This is a genomic window from Novosphingobium sp. Sphag1I, from assembly GCF_056279125.1.
In genome coordinates, this window is record NZ_JBWBQS010000023.1 from 33,422 (window position 1) to 56,775 (window position 23,354).

Genomic DNA, 23,354 nt, shown 5'->3' on the forward strand with positions numbered 1-23,354 from the left:
TTGGCGGGGGTGCTGGAGCCATCATCTCAAGGCGGGACATTAATGACATCACGGTTAGCATTCATCTTGAATATCATTCAACGCCAACTGAACCCAATTTGCCATTGTCATGCCATGCCGCCCCCTTCTCTTTTCATCCACGCAGGCTAAGGTCGCCGCATGACGACCTCCAGCTTTCTCAATCTGGCCAAGGGCAAGGCCACCTGTCAGATCGCGCCGGACCATGGCGGATCGATCCTGTCGCTCGATTATGACGGGGTGCCGGTCATGCGCCGCGCGGTGGGGGATGACCCACTGGACATGGCCTGTTTTCCGCTGGTGCCCTTTGCCAACCGGATTGCGCATGGGCGCTTCGCGTTCAACCATGTTGAACACCGCATCGCTGTGGACCATCTGGGCGCGCCCCATGCCATCCATGGCAATGGCTGGCGCCGCGCATGGTTGGTCGAGGCATCGGGCGAGGATCACGCCACGCTGCGTCTGGACGAGGATGCGGGCGATTGGCCATGGCCCTACACCGCATGGCAAACCTTTACGCTGGACGAGGATGGGCTGAGCGTCGAACTGACCATCGAAAACCGTCATGCAAGCGAGGCCATGCCCGCCGGATTTGGCCTGCACCCCTATTTTCCACGGTTTCCGCAAAGCATGATCACCGCGACTTCCGATGTCATGTGGTTCAACGACGCCACCGGCCTTGCGCAAAGCCCGCAGGAATCGATCCTGTTTTCCGGCGCGCCGGTGCCGGTGGAGGCCTTTGAAGGGCTGGACAATTTCTTTGTCGCGCCCGACGCCGTTGTGACCATCGCCGGCGGCCCGGTGGGCGTGGCGATCTCAGGCCCTGGCGCAGGTTTTCACCTCTATTGCCCCGGCGACCACGACTTCTTCTGCGTCGAACCCGTCAGCCATGCGCCCAACAGCTTTGGTCGCGGCGAATGGGGCGAGGCCGACATTCTTGCCCCCGGCCAGCGGCGCAGCCAGACCTATCGCTTCACCTTTCAACCCTGAGCGGGCACAATATCAAAGGCGATGTTGAGCCTCTCCCCGCCCTGTGTCGGCATGGTGCCGTGCCACAGCGTGGACGGGAAAAGGACCACATGGCCCCGCTGCGGCGCAATGGTGGCATAGGGCTGCAAATCCACGCCAAGTTCGGCGGGCGGCGCGCCATAATGGAAATGACCCGACGGCGGCGCTTCATCCTTGGGCAGGCTGACGTAGAAAGCGCTGCTGATCCAGCCCATCGGGTGGGAATGGGTGACGTTAAAGCCGCCCCCATTCAGGCGCACCGACCAGCTACCGCTGATCCGCAGATCATTGCGCGGGCGCGACAACAGGGGATGCGCGGCGTCATGCGCGGGCAAGGCAGTCACATAATCCGCCACCGCCGCCATCAAAGCCATCCTTGCCCGTTGGAGGATGGGTTCGTGGCGCAGCAAAACCGAGCGATCCGTCTGCGTCCCCCCGCGCACCGATTGTTCGGCATAGGGTAATTGCGCCGTGTGTAGATGGCGCAGGCATTGCGCCAATTCGTCCAACTCCCCGCCGCTCAAACCGACATCCATGCTGCGCACAAAATCCCCATCGAGCCATTGGCCGCGCGGGTCGTCCAGCAATCGCCAGCAGGTTGAAACATAGGGCCATGCCTGCCCCGCCAGCGGCGATCCGGGCTGGGCCTCAGCCAGCGGCAGGGCAATGGCCAAAGCAGCCTTTGGATCGCCCATGCGAAGCGCCGCACGGATACGCGCAATCTGGACAAAGGCATCGTCCCATCCCGACGTCGCGGTCAAAAGGCGGGCCGTTTCCTGCGCATCCCCGCTTTCATTGGCGATGAACAGTCGCGCCTGCACCAACGGCTTGGTTTGCCCCAGATGCCTTTCCGCCTCGTCCAGAATGGCGCGGGCGCGGGGCCAGTCGCGATGCTGCGCCACGGCGGAAAACCAGCCGAGCCAGAGGCCCTGCGCGTGCGGATGGGCACGGGCGGCGGTCGCGAACGAAGCATCGAAACCAACCGCATCACCCGACGTCCAACGCAAAGCCGCCAGCACCCGGTGCCCATCCAGCCATTGCGGATTTTGCGCCAGAGCGCGCGTCAATAAATCAACCGCCTCACCCAATCGCCCCTCGCCCGCCTCTGCCATGGCGCGATTGCGGATGGCGTCGGGATTGTCGGGCCACAGGCGGCAGACCTCTGCAAAAAGTTCCGCCGCAGGATGCCCCAATTCATAGCGTGATTGGGCATGCAGGAATGCAATCAATCGATCGTCGGGGGCCAGCGCATGGGCCTTGGCGATGGCGTCATCGGCCTCGATCATGCGTTGTTGAGCGCGGAGGCTGCGCGCCTTGTCACGCCATGCGATGGCCGATGCGTTCATGCCGCCGAACAATGTTGGGCCAAAACCGCGCCATGCATCGGCATCCGCCCCGCCTCGGCCGCCATGGCGCCGCACAATTTGCCCAACCATTCGCGCGCATCCACGCCGCGATAGTCGATCAACGGGTCTAACCCTTGCGGAATATTGCCCTGCCCCACATGCACGGCCAGCCATGATGGCGGCGCAAACAGGTCAAGTTCGCGCGCGATCAAACGGCCATTGCGCCGGAAATGCTCGATTTTCAGCGCCAGCGTGTCGGGAATATCCATGGCCGAAACATAGCGCCACAGTTCGCTGTCCTGCCGCTGGGTCAATTTGTAATGCAGGATGATGAAATCGCGGATCCGCTCCATCTCGCCATGAGCGATGCGGTTGAATTCATCGCGGGTCAAGGGATCGAAATCACGCGTCGGGAACAGCGCGAGGATTTTGGAAATATTGGCCTGGATCAGATGGATCGAGGTCGATTCCAAAGGTTCGAGGAAACCCGACGACAGACCCACCGCGATAACATTCTTGTTCCAATGCATCCGGCGCCGCCCGGCGGTGAAACGCAAATGGCGCGGATCACCCAAAGCCTCTCCATCAAGGCGTTGGGACAGGAGATCGGCGGCCCGGTCATCCTCCATGAACTGGCTGCAATAGACATAGCCATTGCCGACGCGGTGCTGCAACGGAATGCGCCATTGCCACCCCGCCTCACGCGCGGTGGAGCGGGTGTAGGGCGTGGGGTTGGGATCGCCCGCCGGATGGGCACAGGGCATCGCCACCGCGCGGTCACACGGCAACCAATGCGACCAGTCATCATAGCCGGTTTTCAGCGCCCCTTCGATCAAAAGCCCGCGAAAGCCCGAGCAGTCGATGAAGAGGTCGGCCTCGATGGTCCGCCCGTCCTGCATGGTGACGGATCGGACATGGCCGCTTTCGCCATCCAGTGCGACATCGCCAATCTTGCCCTCGACGCGTTCAACGCCGCGCTTTTCGGCATAGGCGCGCAGGAAGCGGGCATAAAGCCCAGCGTCAAAATGATAGGCATATTCAAAGGTGGACAGCACGCTGCGCGGATCGGGCGAAGGGTGGGAAAAGCGCCCCGCCCGCGCGATATGCCATGCCATCGAATAGTCATCGAGCGGAGTGGCATCCCCCTCCATCCGCGATTTCAGCCAGTATTGATGCAGCGGCACCATGTCGAAATTGCGCCCATGCGGGCCAAAGGGGTGGAAATAGCGGTTGCCCTCATGCCCCCATCCGACAAACTCAATGCCCAGTTTAAAGCTGCCCTTGGTGGCTGCCATGAACTCGCGCTCGTCAATGCCCAGCGTTTCGTTGAAGATGCGGATGGGCGGGATGGTCGCCTCGCCCACGCCGACGGTTCCGATCTCCTCGCTTTCCACCAGCGTGATCGCGCAATCCTGTTTGAGCGCATTGGCCAACATGGCCGCCGTCATCCAGCCCGCCGAACCGCCGCCAACGATCAGAACCTTGCGGATTTTCCGATCTGAATCGTTCACTCGCCCTCTCCCTTGGCCCTGTTCTAATCCAAAAAGAAGGCGGGCCGGAAGTGTCCTTCCGCGCCCGCCCGCTTTTTCACACCTGTAACAGCGATCAGAAGCTGAAGCGCGCCGACGCCATGACCGTGCGGCCCACCATGCTGGTGATGTTGATGACCGAGCTGGTGCCATTGGTCGTTGCAACACTGTTGCCCGGCCCCATTGCCGTCAGCGTGTTGAACAGGTTCTGGACATTGACGCCCAGTTGCAGGTTCTTGATCGGGCTGTACTTCACATTCGCGCCCACCACGGCCGCGCCCGGATATTCCAGACCATTGTTGTCCACCGTGCTGGTCACACCCGTCACATTCGCGCCCACCGAGGCATTGTCCGTGATCGAGTAATTGGCCGCAAACGTATAGGACAGGTCAGGAATGGAGTCCGAACGGACATAGGCAGACGTGCCCGCGGGCATCTTTTCGGCCTTGTTATAGGTCAGGTTGGCGATCAGGTTGAACGGACCACGGCGATAGGTGCCATAGAATTCCGCGCCCATCGTGCGATACTTGTTGGCGATGATGCAGCCCGCCGCCGCGCCGCCACATTTGGTGGCCGACAGTTCATAGGTCGTGATGTTGAAGTTCGAGCGATAGACCGTCAGTTCCGCCGTGTAACGGCCACCGAACAGATTGCCGCCGTTCTTCACACCCACTTCATACTGGTTCACATAATCGCTGACAGCCGCCGCGCCGGTCGTGCTGTTAAGCGAGCCGTCACGGTTGAAATAGCCATTGAACGTCATGCGATCCGCGTTGAAGCGCGAACCACGCGAGGCGCGAACAAAGAGAGACATGTTCTGCATCGGCTTATACAGACCACCGAACGACCAGGAGGTCATGTCCTTGCTGTAATTGATCACCTCGGCCGCCGCATCGGGCAGGTAATAGGGGATCGCCGTCGTCACATAGGCCGCCTTGGCCGCGTTATACTGGTAAACGTTGGTGGTATAGGCCCTGCCGGTGCTGATCGAACCGGTGCCCTGCCCATGGTTGAAATCCTGACGGAGCGAGCCATCGACCTGCCAGTCGCCGCCGTCCAGATTGAGGCTGACATAAGGCGCATTGTCGGTGAACGTGTAATCGTAATTACGCGCACAGCACGAACCCCAGTTATTGCCATAACCGGCAATGCCATTGGCCGTCAGCAGGTTGCCCGAGGCATCATACAGGTCCAGCATCGCCGGATTGCTGCCCTGCGCCTCGCTGAAGGTGCGGTTGGTGTGCCAATCCATCGCGATATTCTGGCTCATATAGAACCAGCCGGCATAGACATTCGCGCGGATCTTGCTGGTCAGGTCAAATTTGCCCGACAGTTTCAGATCGTTGACGAAGCTGCCCAGATCGCGGATGCGGGTATAGACATTGGTGTTGTTGTTGAGCAGCGCCCCGGTGAACAGCTGTCCCGCATTCGGCCCGTTGGCATAGCGGATCGAGGCGACCGTGGCGGTCGTCAATTCATTGGGCGCGCTGCCGATCACGCCAGAGGTCGGCGTGGCGTTGAAGAAGCCAGAGGAGAAGCCGCCGCTGATCGAGCTGTAGCGGGCATTGTTGTCCAATTTGATGCGCGGCGAAAATTCATAGTGGAATTGCAGTTGCAGCGTCTTCTGATTGGTCGTGATGCCGTTCAGAGGCGTGAGCTTGCGCGTGCCGTCAACATCGACATATTGGAACGAGGCATTGTTGATCGAATAGATCGATTGCTTGCGCGTGTCGAAATTGCCGCAAGGCGAAAGATTGCTGACCTTGCCGCCCCAGCCGGTGCCGCCGGTGATATTGCCGCAAGCGATGCCGCCCGTATCATTGGGTTCCTGCGTATCGGCCACCTTGAAGAGCAGGCGAAGATAGCCTTTGCCATCGCCCAGTTCCTTGGTGATGTTGCCGCGGATCTGATAGGATTTCGACACATTATAGGCCGCATGGCGCGGGCCATGGCCGATGTTCACAAAACCGCCGATGTTATAATACAGCGTGTCGGACAAAATGCCGGAATCGCGGAAATTGACCTTGGTAAAGTCAAAATTCACACCCTTTTCCAGCTCGACAAAGCCGCCCTCGGACTTGCTGGTCTTGCTGATGTAGTTGATGACCGCGCCGGGCGCCTGGCTGGCCATGGTGGCCGCCGTACCGCCGCGCACCGCGTCCACGCTCTCGGTCAGCGCGTCGAACTTGGTGAAATAGTCGTTGTTGCCGAACTGGATGTCGCCGTACAGAACCTGCGGCAGGCCATCTTCCTGAAGCTGGACAAAGGTGGCGCCGCCGGTGGCCACGGGCAAGCCGCGCACGGCAAAGTTGCCATTGCCGCCCGGACCCGAAATATTGGGCTGAAGACCAGGCAGGAGGCGCAGCAGGTCGCCCTGGGAATTGGGACGGAAATCGGCGATGGTCGAAGCCGAAACCGACGAGATCGAGATCGAACTGTTGAGCTTGCTCTTGTCGCCCGTCGATGCGGTCACGACGATGGCGTTCAGCCCGTCATCGGATGCAGGCTGGGCGGCGGCAGGCGCCTGTTCGGCGGCATAGGCAGAGGCCGAAAGGCTGGCCAGGCTCAACGCTGCAAAAGACGCGCACGACTTGAAAACTGATTTCATGATCAGATCCTCCCCCAAGAGGTATGGAACGCCCCCGGATTATTCCGGGCAGCTGATAGAATCGCCTCTAAACCCCAAAACAATCGGTTGCAATAGGTTTTGCAATCGAGTGCATTCTCGGTTTTTACTTTTTCCTCCCTGTTGCAAATAGGCGACAGTCGAACCGCGCCCTCTCTTTTATAGCATCCTACCCTATCTCTCACGCGCGCGCGTTAAACTATGGCAAATGGGGCATGCGGATTAGGCGCTATTCACACCGGAATGGATCAAAACAGGCGGTGCTCAAAATCGCCTTCCGGCACAAAATGATTAAACCGGGACTGATCAACCACGAATCAATGCAAACGATTGTTGCACTTTCCATCGGGACAGGTTAATTCAAACCCGCAAGAACGAGTCAGCCCCAAAAAGAGGGCCGCCACGAAAGGATGTCCATGGCCCACGCCGCCCCCGCCGATCTGGCCGCCCATTCGGTCAGTGTGTCGACACGAAAGCCCCATCTGTCGCTGTTGCGCATCGTTGAAATGAACCTGGGTTTTCTGGGGCTGCAATTCAGCTTTGGCCTGCAACAGGGCAATATGGTGCCGATCTATTCGTGGTTGGGCGCGGATGAGGCCAGCCTGCCGATCCTGCAATTGGCCGGGCCGATGACGGGCCTGTTGATTCAACCGCTGGTCGGCGCATTGTCCGACCGTACTGATACACGCTTTGGCCGCCGCACGCCCTATTTCCTGATCGGCGCGATTTTGTGCAGCATCGGCCTGTTCCTGATGCCCCATTCGTCCAGCCTGCTGATGGCGGCCAGCCTGCTATGGTTGCTGGATGCGGGCAATAATACGACGATGGAACCATATCGGGCCTATGTCTCGGACCGGTTGAACGCGGATCAGCACGAAATCGGCTTTCTCAGCCAGAGCGCCTTTACCGGCCTTGCGCAATGCCTCGCCTTTCTCAGCCCATCGATCCTGGTCTATTGGTTCGGGGTGGATCGCAATGCGGTGGATGAACACAATATCCCCACGATTACGCATATCTCGTTCCTGATCGGGGCGGTTTTGTCGATCTGTACGATCCTGTGGTCGGTGCTGCGTGTTCCCGAATTGCCCACCACGCCCGATGAACGCACCCGCATCGCCGCCAGTGATAAATCGGCCAGCGCCGCCCTGCGCGAGATCGTTCAGGCCATCATCGAAATGCCCCGCGCCATGCGGCAAATGGCATGGATGAGCCTGTTCCAATGGTATGGCTTTTCGATCTACTGGTCCTATGCCGCGCTTTCCATCGGACGTTCGGCCTTTGGCACGGCGGACAAGAGCAGCACGGCCTTTCGCGACGCGGTGCTGACGACGCAACAATTGGGCGCGTTCTATAATCTGATTGGCTTTGTGGCTGCGTTCGCCATGGTGCCTCTGGCGCGGCGGTTTGGCGCGTCGCGAATGCATATGGCGGCGCTGATGCTTTGCGCCCTTTCGCTCTTGATGTTGCCCGGCGTGGGTGCGGGTTCGGCGCAGGCTCCGGCCATTTTCACCACCCTTGCCATGCCGGAGCTGGGTAGCCACCTTTCCCTGATGATCCCGGCGCTGGGCCTTGGCCTTGGCTGGGCCAGCATCATGGGCAATCCCTATGTCATTCTGGCCCGCTCTATCCCGCCCGAAAGGACCGGGGTTTATATGGGTATTTTCAATATGATGATCGTTGTGCCCATGCTGCTCAACGGGCTGACCTTCGGCTGGATCTATCGCCATGTGCTGAACCGCGATCCGGGCCACGCCATCACTTTTGCCGCCATCCTGTTGTTCTGCGCGGGCCTGACGATGCTGCGCGTCCGCGACAATGCCGAGGAACCTGCTCGTGCAGCCTGAATTCGTCACGCTCCATTCACCCGCCTGCACCGCGATATGGGAGGTGCGTCCCGATGAGGCCCCGCTGTGGCGCTATTGGGGGCCGCGCCTGCCCGATGGGGTGGTGCCCCCCGCACCTTTGCGCGACACGCGACCCGAACCCAGCTTTTCGCTGCATTTCGATCAGCCTTTGTCGATCTTTCCCACAATGGGCATGGGCTGGTTCGCGCAAAGCGCCCTGATGGCCAGCCGCGCGGGCGCGGATTGGGCGCAGCAGATCACCGCAACGCGGGTGGAACAGGGCGACCATGGCGTTACGTTTCACATGGCCGACGATGTGGCCCGCATCGCCGTTGCGATCACGGCCCGGCTTGACCCGGCCACGGATACTTTGACCCTTTCCAGCACGCTGACCAATACCGGAGAGGATGTGCTGGATGTCGCCTATCTGGCCTCCGGCAACCTGCCCTTGCCGCCCGATGCGGATCGCGTCCGGTCCTATGGCGGGCGGCATAACAGCGAATTTGTCGCCATCGACGACGTGCTGACGCGCAGCCAGTGGCGGCGAGAAAACCGCCGCGGTTTGACCAGCCATGATTGCTTTCCCGGCGCTATCGTCACCTGCGCCGATGGCACCGCCTATGGCGCGCAACTGGCGTGGAGCGGCAATCACATGCAATCGATCGAATGGCTCGACGATGGCCGCCGCCAATGGCTGATGGGCGAAGCGCTGGCGCCGGGCGAAATGCGCCTGTCGCCGGGGCAAAGCATGGTGACGCCGGAAATTCTGGCGACGGTGTCGGCACAGGGCGTCAATGGCGTGTCATGGGCCTTTCACCGCGCCATTCGCGCGCGCATGACATGGCCCGATGGCGCCATGAAGCCCCGCCCGGTCCATCTCAACACATGGGAAGGGTTCTATTTCACCCACGATCTCGAAGCGCTCAAGGAGCTGGCCGATGCCGCAGCGCGCGTTGGGATCGAGCGCTATGTCCTTGACGATGGCTGGTTCAAGGGGCGCGATGATGACACATCGTCCTTGGGTGACTGGGTGGTGGATGCGCGCAAATATCCCGATGGGTTGATGCCCCTGGCCCGCCATGTGGTTGATCTGGGCATGGAATTCGGCCTTTGGGTCGAACCGGAAATGATCAATCCCGACAGCGACCTGTACCGCGCCCATCCCGATTGGGCGCTGCATATCGCGGGCCGCCCCTTGCTGGGCGCGCGCAACCAGCTGGTGCTGGACATGAGCCTGCCAAGGGTGCGCGATTACCTGTTTGACGCGATGGCGCAGCATTTGCGCGAATTGCCCATTTCCTATCTCAAATGGGATCACAATCGCGACCTGACCCACGCGGGTCACCATGCCAAGTTCCGACAACAGGTGTTGGGCACCTATGAATTGATGGCCCGCCTGCGCGCTGCCTTTCCTGATGTGGAGATCGAAAGCTGTGCCGGTGGCGGCGGGCGGATCGATGCGGGCGTGATTGCCCATACGCACCGTTTCTGGACCAGCGATTGCATCGACGCGATCAGCCGCGTTTCGATCCAGCGCGGTTTCCTGCAATTCATGCCGCCCGAAGTCATGGGCAGCCATGTCGGCGCATGCCCCGCCCATTCGACGGGGCGGATGCAGTCGATGCCTTTCCGGGCGGGCGTAGCCTTGCCCGGCCATTTCGGCGTGGAACTGGATTTGCGGAAACTGACACAGGCGGAAACCGACGATCTGGCCGCGACGATTGCGCGGTACAAGGCGCTGCGCACCCGCCTGCACCATGGCCGCGTGTGGCAGGGCGAGGTTGGCGACAGCGTCGTTTGGCAGGCTCATGGGGATGAAGAACAACTGCTGTTGATCATCACCCGCATCGCGCCAACCACAATGCGACATCAACCCCATCTGCGCCTGAACATGGTCGATCCGTCACGCCGCTATCGCCTTGCCCGTGATGGCGCGCCTGCGATGGAGGTCGATGGCGCGTGGCTGCACCGCATGGGCCTGCCCCTGCCGCCGATGAAGGGAGAGGAGGTTCTGGTCTACGACCTGACCGTGATCTGAACCGCCCACACCCACCCGTTTCCAAGCGGGCGCGGCAACAATTGCAAACGATTGCTCAACCTCGCAACTTCGCCTATAATTCGCCTCAAGCAGGCATTGGGAGAGAATGAAAGTGACGCAGCCCAGCGTTTCCCCCTCGGTTTCGACATGGCGCGCAGACCACGTCCGCGCCATCACCCTGTCGCCGCAAAACACGATTCCCGTCATCGACCCGGCAGAGGTAAGCGCCATCCTGCCCGGCATCGACCTGTGGGATCTGTGGCCTCTGCAAAACGCTGACGGCACCACGACACTGTTTGACGGCACCAGCCTGTGGTTCATCCTGTGCGCCCCTGCCCTGCCCGATCCAGAGGCGCGCCATGACATCGTGCGCATCCGTTTGATGACCCGCACCCCCGATGGCGCATGGCACGACCATGGCCACGCCCTGCCCGACGGTTTCAATCCCGGCAGCCGCGAATGGGCGGGCAGCGCGCTCTGGCATCCAGATCCGGGGCACCCCGAAACCGGCGAGGTCACGCTGTTCTACACCGTCGCTGGCTATCCGGGCGAGGAAGCCCGCTCCTTTGCCCAGCGCCTGTTCCAGACCAAGGGCAAGCTGGACACGCAAGGCTTCTCCATTACCGGATGGAGCGCCGCTCACGAAAACATCATGGCCGATAATGTGCATTACATGCTGGTCAATCAGCGTGAAGGTGTGCCCGGTTTCATCAAGGGGTTTCGCGACCCGGCCCATTTCCGCGACCCCAAGGATGGCGCGACCTATATCGTCTTTACCGGATCGCTGAAAGATTCCGTCCATGCGTTCAACGGCTGTATCGGCATCGCCCGCGCGCGTGATGCTGCACTGACCGAATGGGACATCCTGCCCCCGATCCTGAGCGCCGATGGTTTGAACAATGAACAGGAACGCCCGCTGCTGATCCATCGAGGCGGGCTCTATTACCTGTTCTGGTCAACCCAGCGTAAGGTCTTTGCCCCCGATGGTCCTTCCGGCCCGAACGGCGTTTATGGCGCAGTGGCCGATGACGTGCTTGGCCCGTGGCGGCCCCTGAATGGCACCGGCCTGGTCGCTGCCAATCCAGAGGAGGCACCGTTCCAGACCTATAGCTGGTGGGTGGACGCCTCGCTCGATGTTTGGGGATTTATCGATTATCCCGCCTGCACTGCCGAAACGAAACTCGACGATCCGGCATGGCGGCGCGCGCGATTTGGCGGTACACCCGCCCCCACATTCCGCATCGCTCTGAACGGCGAGAAGGCTTGGGTTGAGGGGAACTGACATGGCGCAATATGGCCTGATCGAGGCGGGCGGCACCAAATTCGTGGCGGGCATCGCCGATGAACATGGTACCATCGCGGCGCGCCATCGCATTCCCACCACCACGCCCGAGGAAACCATCGGCGCCACCATCGGCTGGTTCCGTGAACAAGGTTTGACGCCCGACGCCATCGGCATCGCCAGCTTTGGCCCGCTCGACCTCAACCGCGCATCGCCCACATGGGGCCATGTGACGCGCACGCCCAAACCACATTGGAGCGGGGCCGATCTGGTCGGACCATTTGCGCGCGCCTTTGACTGTCCGGTGGGGCTGGAAACCGATGTGAACGGCGCGGCCCTTGCCGAGGCGCGTTGGGGCGCGGGCAAGACCGTCGGCTCGCTGCTCTATCTGACCATCGGCACCGGGGTCGGCGGGGGTTTTGTGTCGGATGGGCGGCTGCTGCACGGCCTGTCGCATCCGGAGATGGGGCATATCCGTATGCCGCGCCATCCCGATGATCGGGATTTCAAGGGGCATTGCCCGTTCCATGGCGATTGCCTTGAAGGGCTGGCCGCGGGGCCGTCGATCATAGCGCGCTGGGGGGCATCGCTCTCCGAATTGCCCGACGGGCATCCGGGGGGCGACATCATCGCATGGTATCTGGCGCAGGCCGCCGTCACATTTCAGGCGATCATGGAACCGGCGCGCATTGTGATGGGCGGCGGCGTAACCGCCACGCCCGGCCTGCTGGACAAGGTGCGCGCAATGGCAACAGAAAGCGGCGCCGGGTATTTCGCGGGCCATCCGGCCGAGGTGATCGTGGCCCCCGCACTAGGCGATAATTCGGGCCTGCTGGGCGCGCTGGCCGTCGCGCTGGGGCTGTAAACGTCAGGCTGATCCGCGCAGGATCAGTTCGGGTTCCATCACCACGCTTTGCGTATCCTCACCCGCGATGCGGCGCACGAGCATATCCACCAGATGCTCTGCGCCGCGCGCCAGATCCTGACATACGGTGGTGAGCTGCGGCACCGTATGTTCGCCAATCGTCAGCCCGTCATAGCCGACAACGCGCACATCGCCGGGCGCGGACAAGCCCTGGACCGCCATGGCGCGCAGGGTTTTGAGCGCGATCACGTCTGACGCGGCCACAATGCCGATCGGCCCATCGGCGGCTTGCCCCAGAAAGCCTGCGATTTCCGGCCCGAATTCCTCATCGGTCAAATGGGCCGGTTCGATATGCGGCTGCCCCATGCCTGCACGGGCCAAGGCGTCGCGCACGCCGTTCAAACGCTGTTCGATTTCGCGCGTCTTGGGGTCGCCGAAAAAGGCGATCTTGCGGCACCCTTGCGCGATCAGATGGCTGGCCGCCAGATCGCCGCCCTTGCGGTTGTCGCTGCCCACGCTGCAATGGACCTGCCCCTCGTCATAGCCACCCCAGACGACCAGCGGGCGATAATCCCGCGCCACCGCATCGATGGTTGCGGCCTGATCGGATTGGCCGATCACGATCAATCCATCGACGCGCCCGGATGTGGCGATACGGTCCAGCCAAGCACTGTCCGTCGGGATCACACGGCTGAGCAGCAGATCATAGCCGCGTTCGGTCAATTTGTCGGCCAGCAGGCCCAGCATCGTGATAAAGAAAGGATCGGTCAGATGCTGCGCCGTTTCATGGCCCAGCGGGATCAGCACGCCAATCGTGTTCGTGCGCTGAATCCGCAGATTGCGGGCCAGAAGATTAGGGCGAAACCCATGCTCCTTGGCCAAGGCCTGAATGCGTTCGCGCGTCTTCAGGCTGATCAAGGTTGAGCCCGCCAGCGCGCGCGAAACCGTGCCCGTCGACACTCCGGCCAGATCGGCCAGTTCCTTGATATTGCGAATTCTGCTCATGCCTTTGCGGCGCTTTCTTCCGAAGGGACCGCACTTCTTGGGCCAGAGCCGCGCAATTGCAAGGGTATTTTGATCCGCAAGTGCATCAAGGCGCTATCACCTTCTCTGGTTGACGGTCGGGGCTGTGCGCTCCATCTTTTGCCGATGAAGGACAAGCCGGACCTGCGCCAATATGCGCCCGCCACAACGCGCAATCGCGATCCGATTTTGGACGTGCTGCGCGGCGCCCTGCCCTCGACCGGGCTGGTGCTGGAACTGGCCAGCGGGACGGGCGAGCATATTACCCATTTTGCCCGCGCCCTGCCCGATTTGAACTGGCAGCCATCCGATCCGTCACCCATTGCGCGCCAATCCATCGCCGCATGGGTGGCCGCGCAAGGGCTTGGCAATGTTGCGCCGCCATTGGAACTGGATGCGGCGGGCGAGGATTGGCCGATCAAGCAGGCCGACGCGATCGTGTGCATCAACATGATCCATATCAGCCCATGGGAAGCGACCGAAGGCCTGATGCGCGGGGCCGGCGCCATCCTTCCTGCTGGCGGCCTGCTTTATCTCTATGGCCCCTATCGCGTGGCCGGACAGGCGACAGCGCCCAGCAACGAAGCCTTCGATCAGGATCTGCGCGCACGTGACCCGCGTTGGGGCCTGCGCCAGCTTGAGGATGTCGGTGCATGTGCAGAGCGGAACGGATTGCGGGTGGAGAGCGTGCACCCCATGCCCGCCAACAACCTGTCCGTCCTGCTGCGCCGGGTTTAAAGGGCGCGCAGCCGCTATTGCCCCCTTGCCCTAATCCTCGCCCGCAGGCCGGGTGATGATTTTTTCATGGGCGGCGCGCACATCGCCCGCTTCGATCTGGATCTTCAAACGCTCCCGATCACTGGCACGATACATTTCCTCGGCGCGGTTGATCGCCTCGACGCTGACGCCGCTGTCCTCCAACGCAAAGCGGGCCATACGGACCGCCGATTCCATCACTTCACGCACAATGCGCGAGGCGGGGGTCTTTTTCAGACGGATTACCGCGCGGCGATCATAGGCGCGCACATACAGACTGGCCTGTGGAAAGGCCTGATGCACCGCCTCAATCGCATCGGCGGTCAATTGATCCCCGTCCATACAGAACAGGATCATGGTCGCCTCCTCTGCCCCGGCAAGACGCAGCAGGTCGAGGCGCGTGCCGTCCCCGAAATAGACCTTGGCGCCAAAGCTGCTGGCGATGTCGATCATTTCGATGTCGGTGTCGATCATGGTCACCGAAATGTCGCTGGCGTTCAGCATCTGGGCAACGCTCTGGCCAAAGCGGCCATAGCCAACGACGATGGCGGCGGCGCGGTCGGCGGTTTCCGGCCCGGCACGCTCGCCCTTCACGATGGCCGGTTCCTCGCGCATCCGCTTGGTGGCCTGCATCAGGAAAGGCGTGCTGGCCATCGACACGGTGACGATGGCGCCAAACAGGCTGGCGGCTTCGGGCGCGATCAGCAGGGCGTGCTGGGCCTGAGTAAACAGGACAAAGCCGAATTCGCCGCCCTGGCTGAGCAACATGCCCAAGGCCAAGGCCGCGCGCCATTTCATGCCGAACATCTTGCCAATGCCAAAGATCACCAGTGTCTTGATCGCCACCAGACCGATCGCCATGCCGATCACAAAGAACGGACGTTCGGCAATGGTGTGCAGATCGAGCATCATGCCGACCGCCAAGAAGAACAACCCCAGCAGGATCGAGCGGAACGGCTCGACATCGGCCTCCAATTCATGCCGATAGGGCGAATCCGCCAGCATCACGCCCGCGATAAACGCGCCCAGCGCCGTCGACAGGCCCAAAGCCTCCATCACCGCGGCAGACGCCATGACGGTAAAAAGCGCAGCGACGATAAACATCTCCCGCTCGCCCAGATTGCCGATCAGGCGGAACAAGGGCCGGATCAGATAGCGCCCCGCCAAAATAAGCCCCACAATCGCCAGAACCGTATACAGCCCCAATTGCCACCCCGGAGGGCCATTGGCATCAGCGGGATTACGGCTCATCGTGGCGATGATGGTGATCATCGGGATGATCGAGAGATCCTGAAACAACAGGATGGCAAAGGTGCGCTCACCAAAGGGGGTGCGCAAACGGCCCGCCGCCTGAAGCATCGGCAAAACCTGCGCCGTCGAGGACAGCGCCAAGGGCATGCCCAAAGCCAGCGCCGCCGTGGGTGAGAGCATCGTGACCACATAGATAAAGCCCGCCAAGGCCGCGCCGCACAGCACCACCTGTATCATGCCAAGGCCCAGAATATCGCGCCGCATTTTCCACAAGCGCGACGGGTTCAATTCAAGCCCAACCAGAAACAGCAGCAGCGTGATGCCCAGTTCGGCAAAACCCATCTTCTGTTCGGCCTCGCCAACAAGGCCCAGAACATGCGGGCCCACCACCGCGCCCGCCAACAGATAACCCAGCGTCGCACCCAGCCCCAGCCGCCGAAACACCAGCACAAAGACCATGGCAAAGCCAAGCAGCAGAAACCCATCGTGCAGCATCGAAGTGCCATTTTCCATGAATACGTAACGCTTTCCGATTGAACTTTGCGCCTTGTTGCATATCCGCCCCCCACATGCCACCCCGACGGGGATGACAAGGCGCATGGCATAGGCTAGGCCGAAATACGGGGCGTATCTGGATCAATTTGGCCCGCGGGAGTGGCATTGAAGGTGACGCAGGACAGCACAGTCTTTTCCCAGAGTAACGGCTTTTCCGACAACAATGGCCTGTCCAAGCGCCAGTTGACCGCGTTGCGCACGCGTGAGGATATTCTGGAAGTGGCCGCCCATGAGTTCTCGGAAAAAGGGCTGGCCGGGGCGCGCATCGACGAAATCGCGGAAAAGACCCAGACGTCCAAGCGGATGATCTATTACCATTTCGGCAGCAAGGACGGGCTGTATCAGGCCGTGCTGCAACGCGCCTATGACACGATCCGTAATCAGGAACAGGCCGCAAGGTTTGAGGACCTGTCGCCCGAACAGGCGTTGCGCGCGATCATCGGGCACAATTTCGATTATCACTTTGAACATCCCGATTTCGTGCGTCTGGTCATGAACGAAAACGTTCACAAGGGCGAACACATTGCCCAGATCCCCGACATGCAGGCGCGCAACCGTACCGTCATCGCCGCCCTTGGCGCGATCCTGAAAAAGGGCGTCGATCAGGGTGTGTTCCGTGAAGGCATCGACCCGGTCGATCTGCACATGACGATTTCGGCATTGTCCTTTTACAACGTTTCTAACCGTTACACTTTCCTGCAAAATTTCGGCGTCGATTTTGCCGAACCGGCGCAAAAGGCACGGCGCCGGGTACAAATCATCGATTGCGTCCTGCGCTGGGTAAAGCCGGGCTGAAGCCCATCATCACCGCTGATACAATTTGCGTTCAAGGGCCGGTTGCGCCCTCGCGACTCTTGTGTACTATCCGGTTCACATAAGAGTGAGAGAGGGCCTCATGAGCAAATATTTCCTTCCCACGGCATTGGCCTTGGCGTTGCCTTTTACGGCGTCTGCGGCGCCGCGCGTATTTCCGGTCGACGCCAAGCCGGTTCTCGAAGACCATTATCCGGTGCATGTTACGCAATGGCCCGGCGGCGTGACCAGTCTTGCCGATGTCACCTATTCGACCATTCCCGGCTATCGCCCGTTGATCGTCGATATTTACATGCCGCCCAAGAAAGCCGGCCCCAAACCGCTCGTGCTGTTCATCCATGGCGGCGGGTGGGTGGCGGGCCATACCCGGCATTCGGGCGCCTTGGCCAATTTCCCCGCCGCGCTGGCACGTTTGGCCAGTGAAGGCTTTGTCGTCGCCAGCCTCGAATACCGCCTTGCCGCCGAGGCTCCCTTCCCTGCACAGGTTCAGGACGCCCGCGCCGCCCTGCGTTTCCTGAAAGGGAATGCGGCACGTTTTGGCATTGATCCCACCCGCACCGGCATCTGGGGCGGATCGGCGGGCGGGCATCTGTCGGCACTGACCGCGATGAGCTGCGGCGACACCTCGCTCGATCCCAAAGGCACCAAGGCCGCACCGGGCAGCGAATGCGTTCAGGCCGCCGCAATTTGGTACGGCGTGTTCGATTTCGCCGCCCTTTCGGCCAGCCGCCCCGGCGGACAGGATGGAGCCGCCGCCAAATTGCTGGGTTGCGACGGCGTCTGTACCCCGCAGAAATTCGCCGCGGCCAGCCCCAACACCTATGTCGATGCCAAGGATCCCCCTTTCCTGCTGATCCACGGCACAGAGGACAAGACCGTGCCCGTGTCACAATCGCACCTTGGCGAGGAAAAGCTGAAGGCCGCAGGCGTCCCGGTGGATAGCATCTATATCGATGGCGTCGACCACAGCTTTATCGGCAAAACCCCCGCGCAAACCCGCGAGGCTACCTTGCGCGCGATGAATGCCACCTTTGATTTTCTGCACGCCCATCTGGACAAAAAGGTCGCCGCAAAATGAAGCGCCTGTGGTTCCTCTTGCCTGCCGCCGCTGCATCGCTGGGCGGCACAGTCATGGCACAGGATGCCGCCCCCACCTTTCCCACCGGCGCAGGACAGGCCGAGGTACAGGCCGCCTGCGCCGCGTGTCACCCGCCCGCCATCGTCGCCAGCAAACGCTATGACGCCGACAAATGGGCAGAAGTGGTCGATCAGATGATCGGCAAGGGCGCAAAGGTATCGGACGCGGATTATGACGTGATCGTGGCCTATCTGGCGCGGACTTATGGAGTGGGGAAGTAAAGGGGTGAATGCGAGGGTCTAGACCCTCGCGCTCCCATTACTGTCTGCGTTGCGCCATGGGCTCGGCCAATGGGTGCCGGGCGCGACCTTTGAATTTTCAAAGCCTTCGGCGCGAATAAATAGCGCCGCAGGCTTTATTTCATTCAACTTAATCTCGCCAACCAAACACCACCCCATTATCGGGATTGCAAAGGGGAGTCTTTATTGGTCGCATTTCTCAAGAGAAATGCTCCGGGCCCTTTGCCCGCCAGAGGCATAACTCCCCCCCTTCACTTCATCCCATGCGGCACCGGCTTCTCACCGCCATTGACCGCCCATTTCACTGCCTCCAAAACCATGATTCGGATGCGCGGATCGTCCCAACTGGCGTCCGTATGGCCAAGGCCGGAATAGAACACGCGCCCCTGACCATAGCTCTTGATCCAAGCGACGGGGAAATCTCCATCCTTGCGGTGAACCATGGGCGCGGCCATGTTGACGCTGGACGTGTCGATGCGGGCCAGGACATCCACCTTGTCGCGCGAATAGGGGTTGGGCAGCATCTGGTAATGCTCGTCTTTCAGCACCATGCCGGTTTTGAACGCCTTCATGGCGGGAAATCCGGGCCGTTCGACAATGATCTTGGCGTCGGAAATCATCCATGGGTGGTTGTCGAAAACCCCGCCCAACATCTCGCCATATTCAGGCCAGTTCACCGCAGTGGCCGTCGCCGTGTGGATGCCGATGAAGCCTTTGCCATCCTTGGCCACGTAATCCAGCAAATCCTGCTTCTGTTGCGGCGAAAGGGTCGTGTCGCCGTTGGTGTAGAACAATACCGCGTCGAAATAGTCGAGGTTCTTGCCCCGCGCCTGTTTCGGCCCGCCTTTGGCATAGTCAAACTTGCCCCAGGTCTCGCCCTTGGTGATCCAGTCCATGTCGGTGCGGATGAACGACACATAGGCCCCGCTCTCGCGCCCGATCTGTTCGATGACCGAGACGGCATGGCTGACGGCCATATGGGCGGATTGGTTGCCGGTGGACAGATCGGCGATGATCAACAGGCGCTTCTTTCCCGCATAGGCATCCTGATAGCCGGGCGGAGGCGTACGAGGCGCACCCGGGACAGGCGCGGGCGTCTGTCCCGAAAGCGAAAGGGCCAGCGCCGCGCAAGCGGCAAAGCGAAGGGCGATTTTCATTGTCCGGCCTCCTTCTTGGGCAGGGCGAAAGCGGTGATCGTGTCCGATGTCAGCGGGCTGTCGAGGAATGTGCCTCCGGTGGCCGCAATGGCGACGTATTGCCGCCCGTCACGCCCCGCATAGGTCATGGGCGTGGCATGGGCGGCCGCGTCCAGCTTGACCTCCCACACCATCTTGCCCGTGGCCGTGGCAAAGGCGCGGAAGCGATTGTCATCAGTCGCCCCCACAAAGGTCAGCCCGCCCGCCGTCGTAATCGCCCCGCCCATGTTGGGCCGCCCGGTCAGTTTCTTGCCCTCCGGCGCTTCATCCGAAATGCCCAAGGGCACCTGCCAGCGGATCTTGCCCGTTACCATGTCCACGCCCCACAGACGGCCCCACGGCCCCTTCTGGCACAGCAGGCGGGTGTTATCAGGGCGGAACCGGCCCGAAGGCTGCCCCCTTTCAAAGGGCAGCGGACCTTTCGATGGCACCATCTTCGTCACCTGACCCAGATCATGGGTGTTGACCACCAGCAAGCGCTGCGCCGGATCATAGGTCGCCCCGCCCCAATTTCCACCGCCCAGCAGGCCGGGGAAACTGATCGTCACCTTGTCCAGATGGATCGGCGTATAGATAGGCCCTTCGACCATATGATTGTCGGCGATCCATTTGGCGCAAGTGTCATGCAGTTCCGGCGTCAGATCGGTGATGTCATTCTTGATCGAAAAGCTGGTACGCCCCAGCGGCGGCGTCACCAACGGAAACGGCTGGGTGGCCGATGCCTTTTCCCCCGGCACATCGCTGATGGGCACCTTGCGTTCGGCGATGGGGAAGATCGGCTTGCCCGTTTCGCGGTTCAGTACAAAAAGCAGCGCGGATTTCGAGATCACCGCGACGGCGGGCACCTTCCGGCCCTTGATCGTGGCGTCGAACAGCAAGGGCGCGGCTTCTAAGTCACCATCCCAGATGTCGTGATGAACCACCTGAAAATGCCATAGATATTTGCCCGTCCTGGCATCCGCCGCGACCAGTGACGTGCCGAACAGATTGTCGCCCGCCCGATCTCCACCATAGCGGTCAAAGGTGGGCGCGCCAAAGGGCATGTACACAATCCCGCGCTTTTCATCGACGCTCAGGAAGCCCCATGCATTGACCCCGCTGCGCCCTTCCGCGCTGCCCGGTGCCCATGTGTCATAGCCTTTCTCGCCCTTGCGCGGGACCGAGTGGAACGTCCAGACCAGATGGCCGTCGCGCGCGTCCCATGCGCGCACATCGCCCGCCGCGCCCTTGGCGGGAAATTCCTGTACCGCGCTGCCGGTGATGATCAGGTTGCCATAGACGATGGGCGGGCTGGTCATGCCGTAAAAGCGCGCCTCGCCGCCATTCAGGATTTCGGGCGTTTTCATTTCAACCACGCCATGGTCGCCAAACCCTTCGGCAAACGCACCCGTTGTCGCGTCCAGAGCGATCAGGCGCCCGTCCCGCGTACCGAACACAATGCGTGGCGGCGTATTTGCGTCCCCCGCCCAATATTCAACGCCGCGCAAGGACGGCTGCCCCGGCCCTGGAATGGTGGTGACCCAGATTTCCGCGCCCGTATCAGGGTTCAGCGCCACCACCCGGCCATAGGGCGTGGAGACAAACATGCGCCCGTTCACGACCAGAGGCGTCACCTCCGACCCGGCGAAACGGCTGCGCCGGGCACGGGGGCCGGTGGGCGCGCCGCCAGCGGTCATGTCAGGAAGTCCTTCGGCGCGCCGCTGCGCATCGGCATTGGCGTCCGTGGTGGTCGCGGGCGTGGCGGGCCGCATATGATAGACCCACGCAGGCGCCAATTGCGCCGCATTGGTTGGCGTAATTTCCCTTAACGGCGAATGGCGCTGGCCGCCCTTGTCATGGCCATAGGTGGCCCAATCCCCCGGCGCCTGCGCGAATGCGGCACCAGACAGCAGCGCACCGGCGATTCCGGCATATCCCCATCGCATCGAACTCTCCGTCATTTTTTGATTTATGAACTAGTTCGTACATATTTCTTTGCAACGCAAGCGCTTTCGATTATGCCGCAACCAAACAAAGGGAGAGATATGCCATGGGTGGCACGATTCTGGTCCTCAACGGGCCGAACCTCAACTTGCTGGGCGAGCGTGAGCCGCACATCTATGGCCACGAAACGCTGGCCGATGTTAAGGCCATGTGCGAGGCCGAAGTGGCCGGAACCGCCTATGCTATCGATTTCCGACAAACCAATGCGGAACATGAAGCCGTCGATTGGATTCAATCCGCGCGCAAAGGTTACGCCGGCATTGTGTTCAACCCTGCAGCCTTTACCTATGCCGCCTATCCGATCCTTGACGCGCTCAAAATGGTCGATTGCCCGGTGATCGAGGTCCACATCAGCAACATCCACCGCCGTGAGGCCGAATGGCGCAGCCACTCGATCATGACGCAAGTGGTGACGGGCATCATTTCGGGCCTTGGCGTCAACGGATACCCGCTGGGCGTGCGCCATGTCATGTGGGCGCGGGAGCGGGCGAAATGAAGCCGACCCGCAAACGCCTTGTCATCCTTGCGCTGATCTCGACCGCAACCCTGATCAACTATCTCGACCGTTCGGTCATGGGTGTGGCCAAGCCCGAACTGGTCAAGGAATTGCATATCACGCCCGAGGTGATGGGCCTGATCTTCTCGGCCTTTTCATGGACCTATGCTTTGGCGCAAATTCCGGGCGGCTATGTTCTGGACCGTTTGGGCACGCGGCTGACCTATGCGCTCTCGCTGGGCCTGTGGTCGGCGATGACGGCGCTGCACGGGCTGGCGACGGGGGTTGCGGGGCTGGTTTCGGCCCGCCTCGCACTGGGTCTTGCCGAGGCCCCTTGCTTCCCCGCCAACAGCCGCGTCCTGTCGACTTGGTTTCCGCAAAATGAGCGCGCCAAGGCGACCGGCGTTTACACCGTTGGCGAATATATCGGGCTGGGCCTGCTGATCCCGGTCCTTGGCTGGATGCTCAACGCCTATGGCTGGCGCTCGCTGTTTTTCGTGGTCGGCGGGCTGGGCGTCGCCTTCGCTTTTCTATTCCATCGCCTCTATCGCGAGCCGCAGGACAGCAGCGCAAACCAAGCAGAAATAGACCTGATTGCCGCAGGCGGCGGCTTTTCCGGTGGCACCCAGCCCATCGCCTTCAGCTGGGCCAATGTGCGGCGCCTTGTCGCCACGCGCCAGATCGCGGGTGCCTCGATTGGTCAGTTCTGCTCGAATTCCACGCTGGTTTTCTTCCTGACATGGTTCCCGTCCTATCTGGCCGAGGAACGCGGCATGACCTTTATCAAATCGGGCTGGCTGGTCTCGCTGCCCTATATTGCGGCGGCGGCCGGGGTGATGCTGGGGGGCGTATTTTCCGACTGGCTGATCCGCGCGACGGGTTCGCCCACCATCGGGCGCAAGGTGCCGATCATCGCGGGCCTTCTGCTGTGCGCCAGCATGGTTTCGGCCAATTATATGGACAGCAACAATGCCGTCATCGCGGTGATGAGCCTGGCCTTTTTCGGTCAGGGTCTGGCCGGGCTTGGCTGGACACTTTTGTCCGATGTCGCACCCAAAGAGATGATGGGGCTGACCGCGGGCTTGTTCAACTTTTTCACCAATTTGGCTGGCATCATCACCCCGCTGGTGGTTGGCTTTGCCGTTGGCGCCACGGGCAGCTTCTATGGCGCGCTGGCCTATATCGGCGCGCTGGGGATCATCGGGACGTTGGCCTATCTCTTCATTCTGGGCCCGGTTGAGCGGGTCAAGCTCAACTAAAATTTGAACGGCGGGTGAACCAACGGATTGACGCCCGCCGACTCTGTATGTACCAGTTAGTTCACAAACAGATTGGCCATGAGCCGCAA

General features: G+C 61.3%; 18 protein-coding genes. 11 read left to right on the forward strand and 7 right to left on the reverse strand.

Annotated elements, in window-relative coordinates:
- Window positions 1-159 precede the first annotated feature (159 nt).
- Entirely contained in the window at window positions 160-1,008 is an 849-nt protein-coding gene (locus ACZ9HU_RS20245; protein ID WP_476107676.1) for an aldose 1-epimerase, read from the forward strand.
- On the opposite strand, the gene ACZ9HU_RS20250 is transcribed toward ACZ9HU_RS20245, so the two are convergent.
- The 3 genes from ACZ9HU_RS20250 to ACZ9HU_RS20260 all read right to left on the reverse strand — a co-directional run bounded on the left by ACZ9HU_RS20250 (window position 999) and on the right by ACZ9HU_RS20260 (window position 6,509).
- Window positions 999-2,372 carry a putative 2OG-Fe(II) oxygenase gene (locus ACZ9HU_RS20250; RefSeq protein ID WP_476107677.1) on the reverse strand — a complete coding sequence of 458 codons (1,374 nt, stop codon included), beginning with the start codon at window positions 2,370-2,372 and terminating at the stop codon, window positions 999-1,001. The genes ACZ9HU_RS20245 and ACZ9HU_RS20250 overlap by 10 nt on opposite strands.
- Window positions 2,369-3,883, reverse strand: a complete 1,515-nt coding sequence (locus tag ACZ9HU_RS20255; RefSeq protein WP_476107678.1) for a tryptophan halogenase family protein — start codon at window positions 3,881-3,883, stop codon at window positions 2,369-2,371. The genes ACZ9HU_RS20250 and ACZ9HU_RS20255 overlap by 4 nt, the downstream gene beginning before the upstream one ends.
- A 94-nt stretch (window positions 3,884-3,977) precedes the next feature.
- Window positions 3,978-6,509, reverse strand: a complete 2,532-nt coding sequence (locus ACZ9HU_RS20260) for a TonB-dependent receptor domain-containing protein (RefSeq protein WP_476107679.1) — start codon at window positions 6,507-6,509, stop codon at window positions 3,978-3,980.
- Between the two features lie 434 nt (window positions 6,510-6,943).
- Here ACZ9HU_RS20260 and ACZ9HU_RS20265 point away from each other — a divergent pair, with 434 nt between their 5' ends.
- The 4 genes from ACZ9HU_RS20265 (at window position 6,944) to ACZ9HU_RS20280 (ending at window position 12,556) form a co-directional block, all read left to right on the forward strand.
- Window positions 6,944-8,371: an MFS transporter gene (locus ACZ9HU_RS20265; protein WP_476107680.1), complete on the forward strand. Its 1,428-nt coding sequence runs from the start codon at window positions 6,944-6,946 to the stop codon at window positions 8,369-8,371.
- Window positions 8,361-10,409: an alpha-galactosidase gene (locus tag ACZ9HU_RS20270; protein WP_476107681.1), complete on the forward strand. Its 2,049-nt coding sequence runs from the start codon at window positions 8,361-8,363 to the stop codon at window positions 10,407-10,409. Before ACZ9HU_RS20265 ends, ACZ9HU_RS20270 begins: the two co-directional genes overlap by 11 nt.
- Window positions 10,410-10,521: 112 nt before the next feature.
- Window positions 10,522-11,691 (forward strand): glycoside hydrolase family 68 protein, encoded by a 1,170-nt coding sequence (locus tag ACZ9HU_RS20275; RefSeq protein WP_476107683.1) that lies wholly within the window; start codon window positions 10,522-10,524, stop codon window positions 11,689-11,691.
- A gap of 1 nt (window position 11,692) precedes the next feature.
- Entirely contained in the window at window positions 11,693-12,556 is an 864-nt protein-coding gene (locus ACZ9HU_RS20280) for an ROK family protein (RefSeq protein ID WP_476107685.1), read from the forward strand.
- A 3-nt stretch (window positions 12,557-12,559) separates the two neighbouring features.
- Here the strand turns inward: ACZ9HU_RS20280 and ACZ9HU_RS20285 are convergent, their stop codons facing one another.
- On the reverse strand, window positions 12,560-13,561 hold the full coding sequence (locus ACZ9HU_RS20285) for a LacI family DNA-binding transcriptional regulator (protein ID WP_476107687.1): 1,002 nt from the start codon (window positions 13,559-13,561) through the stop codon (window positions 12,560-12,562).
- 144 nt (window positions 13,562-13,705) lie between these two features.
- On the opposite strand from ACZ9HU_RS20285, the gene ACZ9HU_RS20290 reads away from it, so the two are divergent.
- A complete protein-coding gene (locus ACZ9HU_RS20290; RefSeq protein WP_476107688.1) occupies window positions 13,706-14,317 on the forward strand; it encodes a DUF938 domain-containing protein in 612 nt (203 codons plus the stop codon).
- Between the two features lie 30 nt (window positions 14,318-14,347).
- Here the strand turns inward: ACZ9HU_RS20290 and ACZ9HU_RS20295 are convergent, their stop codons facing one another.
- Window positions 14,348-16,099, reverse strand: coding sequence for a cation:proton antiporter domain-containing protein (locus ACZ9HU_RS20295; RefSeq protein ID WP_476107689.1), 1,752 nt, complete (start codon window positions 16,097-16,099; stop codon window positions 14,348-14,350).
- A 153-nt stretch (window positions 16,100-16,252) separates the two neighbouring features.
- Here ACZ9HU_RS20295 and ACZ9HU_RS20300 point away from each other — a divergent pair, with 153 nt between their 5' ends.
- The 3 genes from ACZ9HU_RS20300 (at window position 16,253) to ACZ9HU_RS20310 (ending at window position 18,313) form a co-directional block, all read left to right on the forward strand.
- On the forward strand, window positions 16,253-16,936 hold the full coding sequence (locus ACZ9HU_RS20300) for a TetR/AcrR family transcriptional regulator (protein WP_476107690.1): 684 nt from the start codon (window positions 16,253-16,255) through the stop codon (window positions 16,934-16,936).
- A gap of 100 nt (window positions 16,937-17,036) precedes the next feature.
- The gene (locus tag ACZ9HU_RS20305) at window positions 17,037-18,032 is read left to right on the forward strand and encodes an alpha/beta hydrolase fold domain-containing protein (protein WP_476107691.1); all 996 of its coding nucleotides are present in this window, start codon (window positions 17,037-17,039) and stop codon (window positions 18,030-18,032) included.
- A complete protein-coding gene (locus ACZ9HU_RS20310; protein WP_476107692.1) occupies window positions 18,029-18,313 on the forward strand; it encodes a hypothetical protein in 285 nt (94 codons plus the stop codon). Before ACZ9HU_RS20305 ends, ACZ9HU_RS20310 begins: the two co-directional genes overlap by 4 nt.
- 269 nt (window positions 18,314-18,582) lie before the next feature.
- Here ACZ9HU_RS20310 and ACZ9HU_RS20315 read toward each other — a convergent pair whose 3' ends face one another.
- Together ACZ9HU_RS20315 and ACZ9HU_RS20320 are read right to left on the reverse strand one after the other, a co-directional pair.
- Entirely contained in the window at window positions 18,583-19,488 is a 906-nt protein-coding gene (locus ACZ9HU_RS20315; RefSeq protein ID WP_476107694.1) for a ThuA domain-containing protein, read from the reverse strand.
- Window positions 19,485-21,452: a pyrroloquinoline quinone-dependent dehydrogenase gene (locus ACZ9HU_RS20320; protein ID WP_476107695.1), complete on the reverse strand. Its 1,968-nt coding sequence runs from the start codon at window positions 21,450-21,452 to the stop codon at window positions 19,485-19,487. The genes ACZ9HU_RS20315 and ACZ9HU_RS20320 overlap by 4 nt, the downstream gene beginning before the upstream one ends.
- 104 nt (window positions 21,453-21,556) lie before the next feature.
- Between ACZ9HU_RS20320 and ACZ9HU_RS20325 the strand changes: the two genes are divergently transcribed.
- Both ACZ9HU_RS20325 and ACZ9HU_RS20330 read left to right on the forward strand, forming a co-directional pair.
- On the forward strand, window positions 21,557-22,006 hold the full coding sequence (locus tag ACZ9HU_RS20325) for a type II 3-dehydroquinate dehydratase (protein WP_476107696.1): 450 nt from the start codon (window positions 21,557-21,559) through the stop codon (window positions 22,004-22,006).
- The gene (locus ACZ9HU_RS20330) at window positions 22,003-23,265 is read left to right on the forward strand and encodes an MFS transporter (RefSeq protein WP_476107697.1); all 1,263 of its coding nucleotides are present in this window, start codon (window positions 22,003-22,005) and stop codon (window positions 23,263-23,265) included. Before ACZ9HU_RS20325 ends, ACZ9HU_RS20330 begins: the two co-directional genes overlap by 4 nt.
- Window positions 23,266-23,354: the final 89 nt, after the last annotated feature.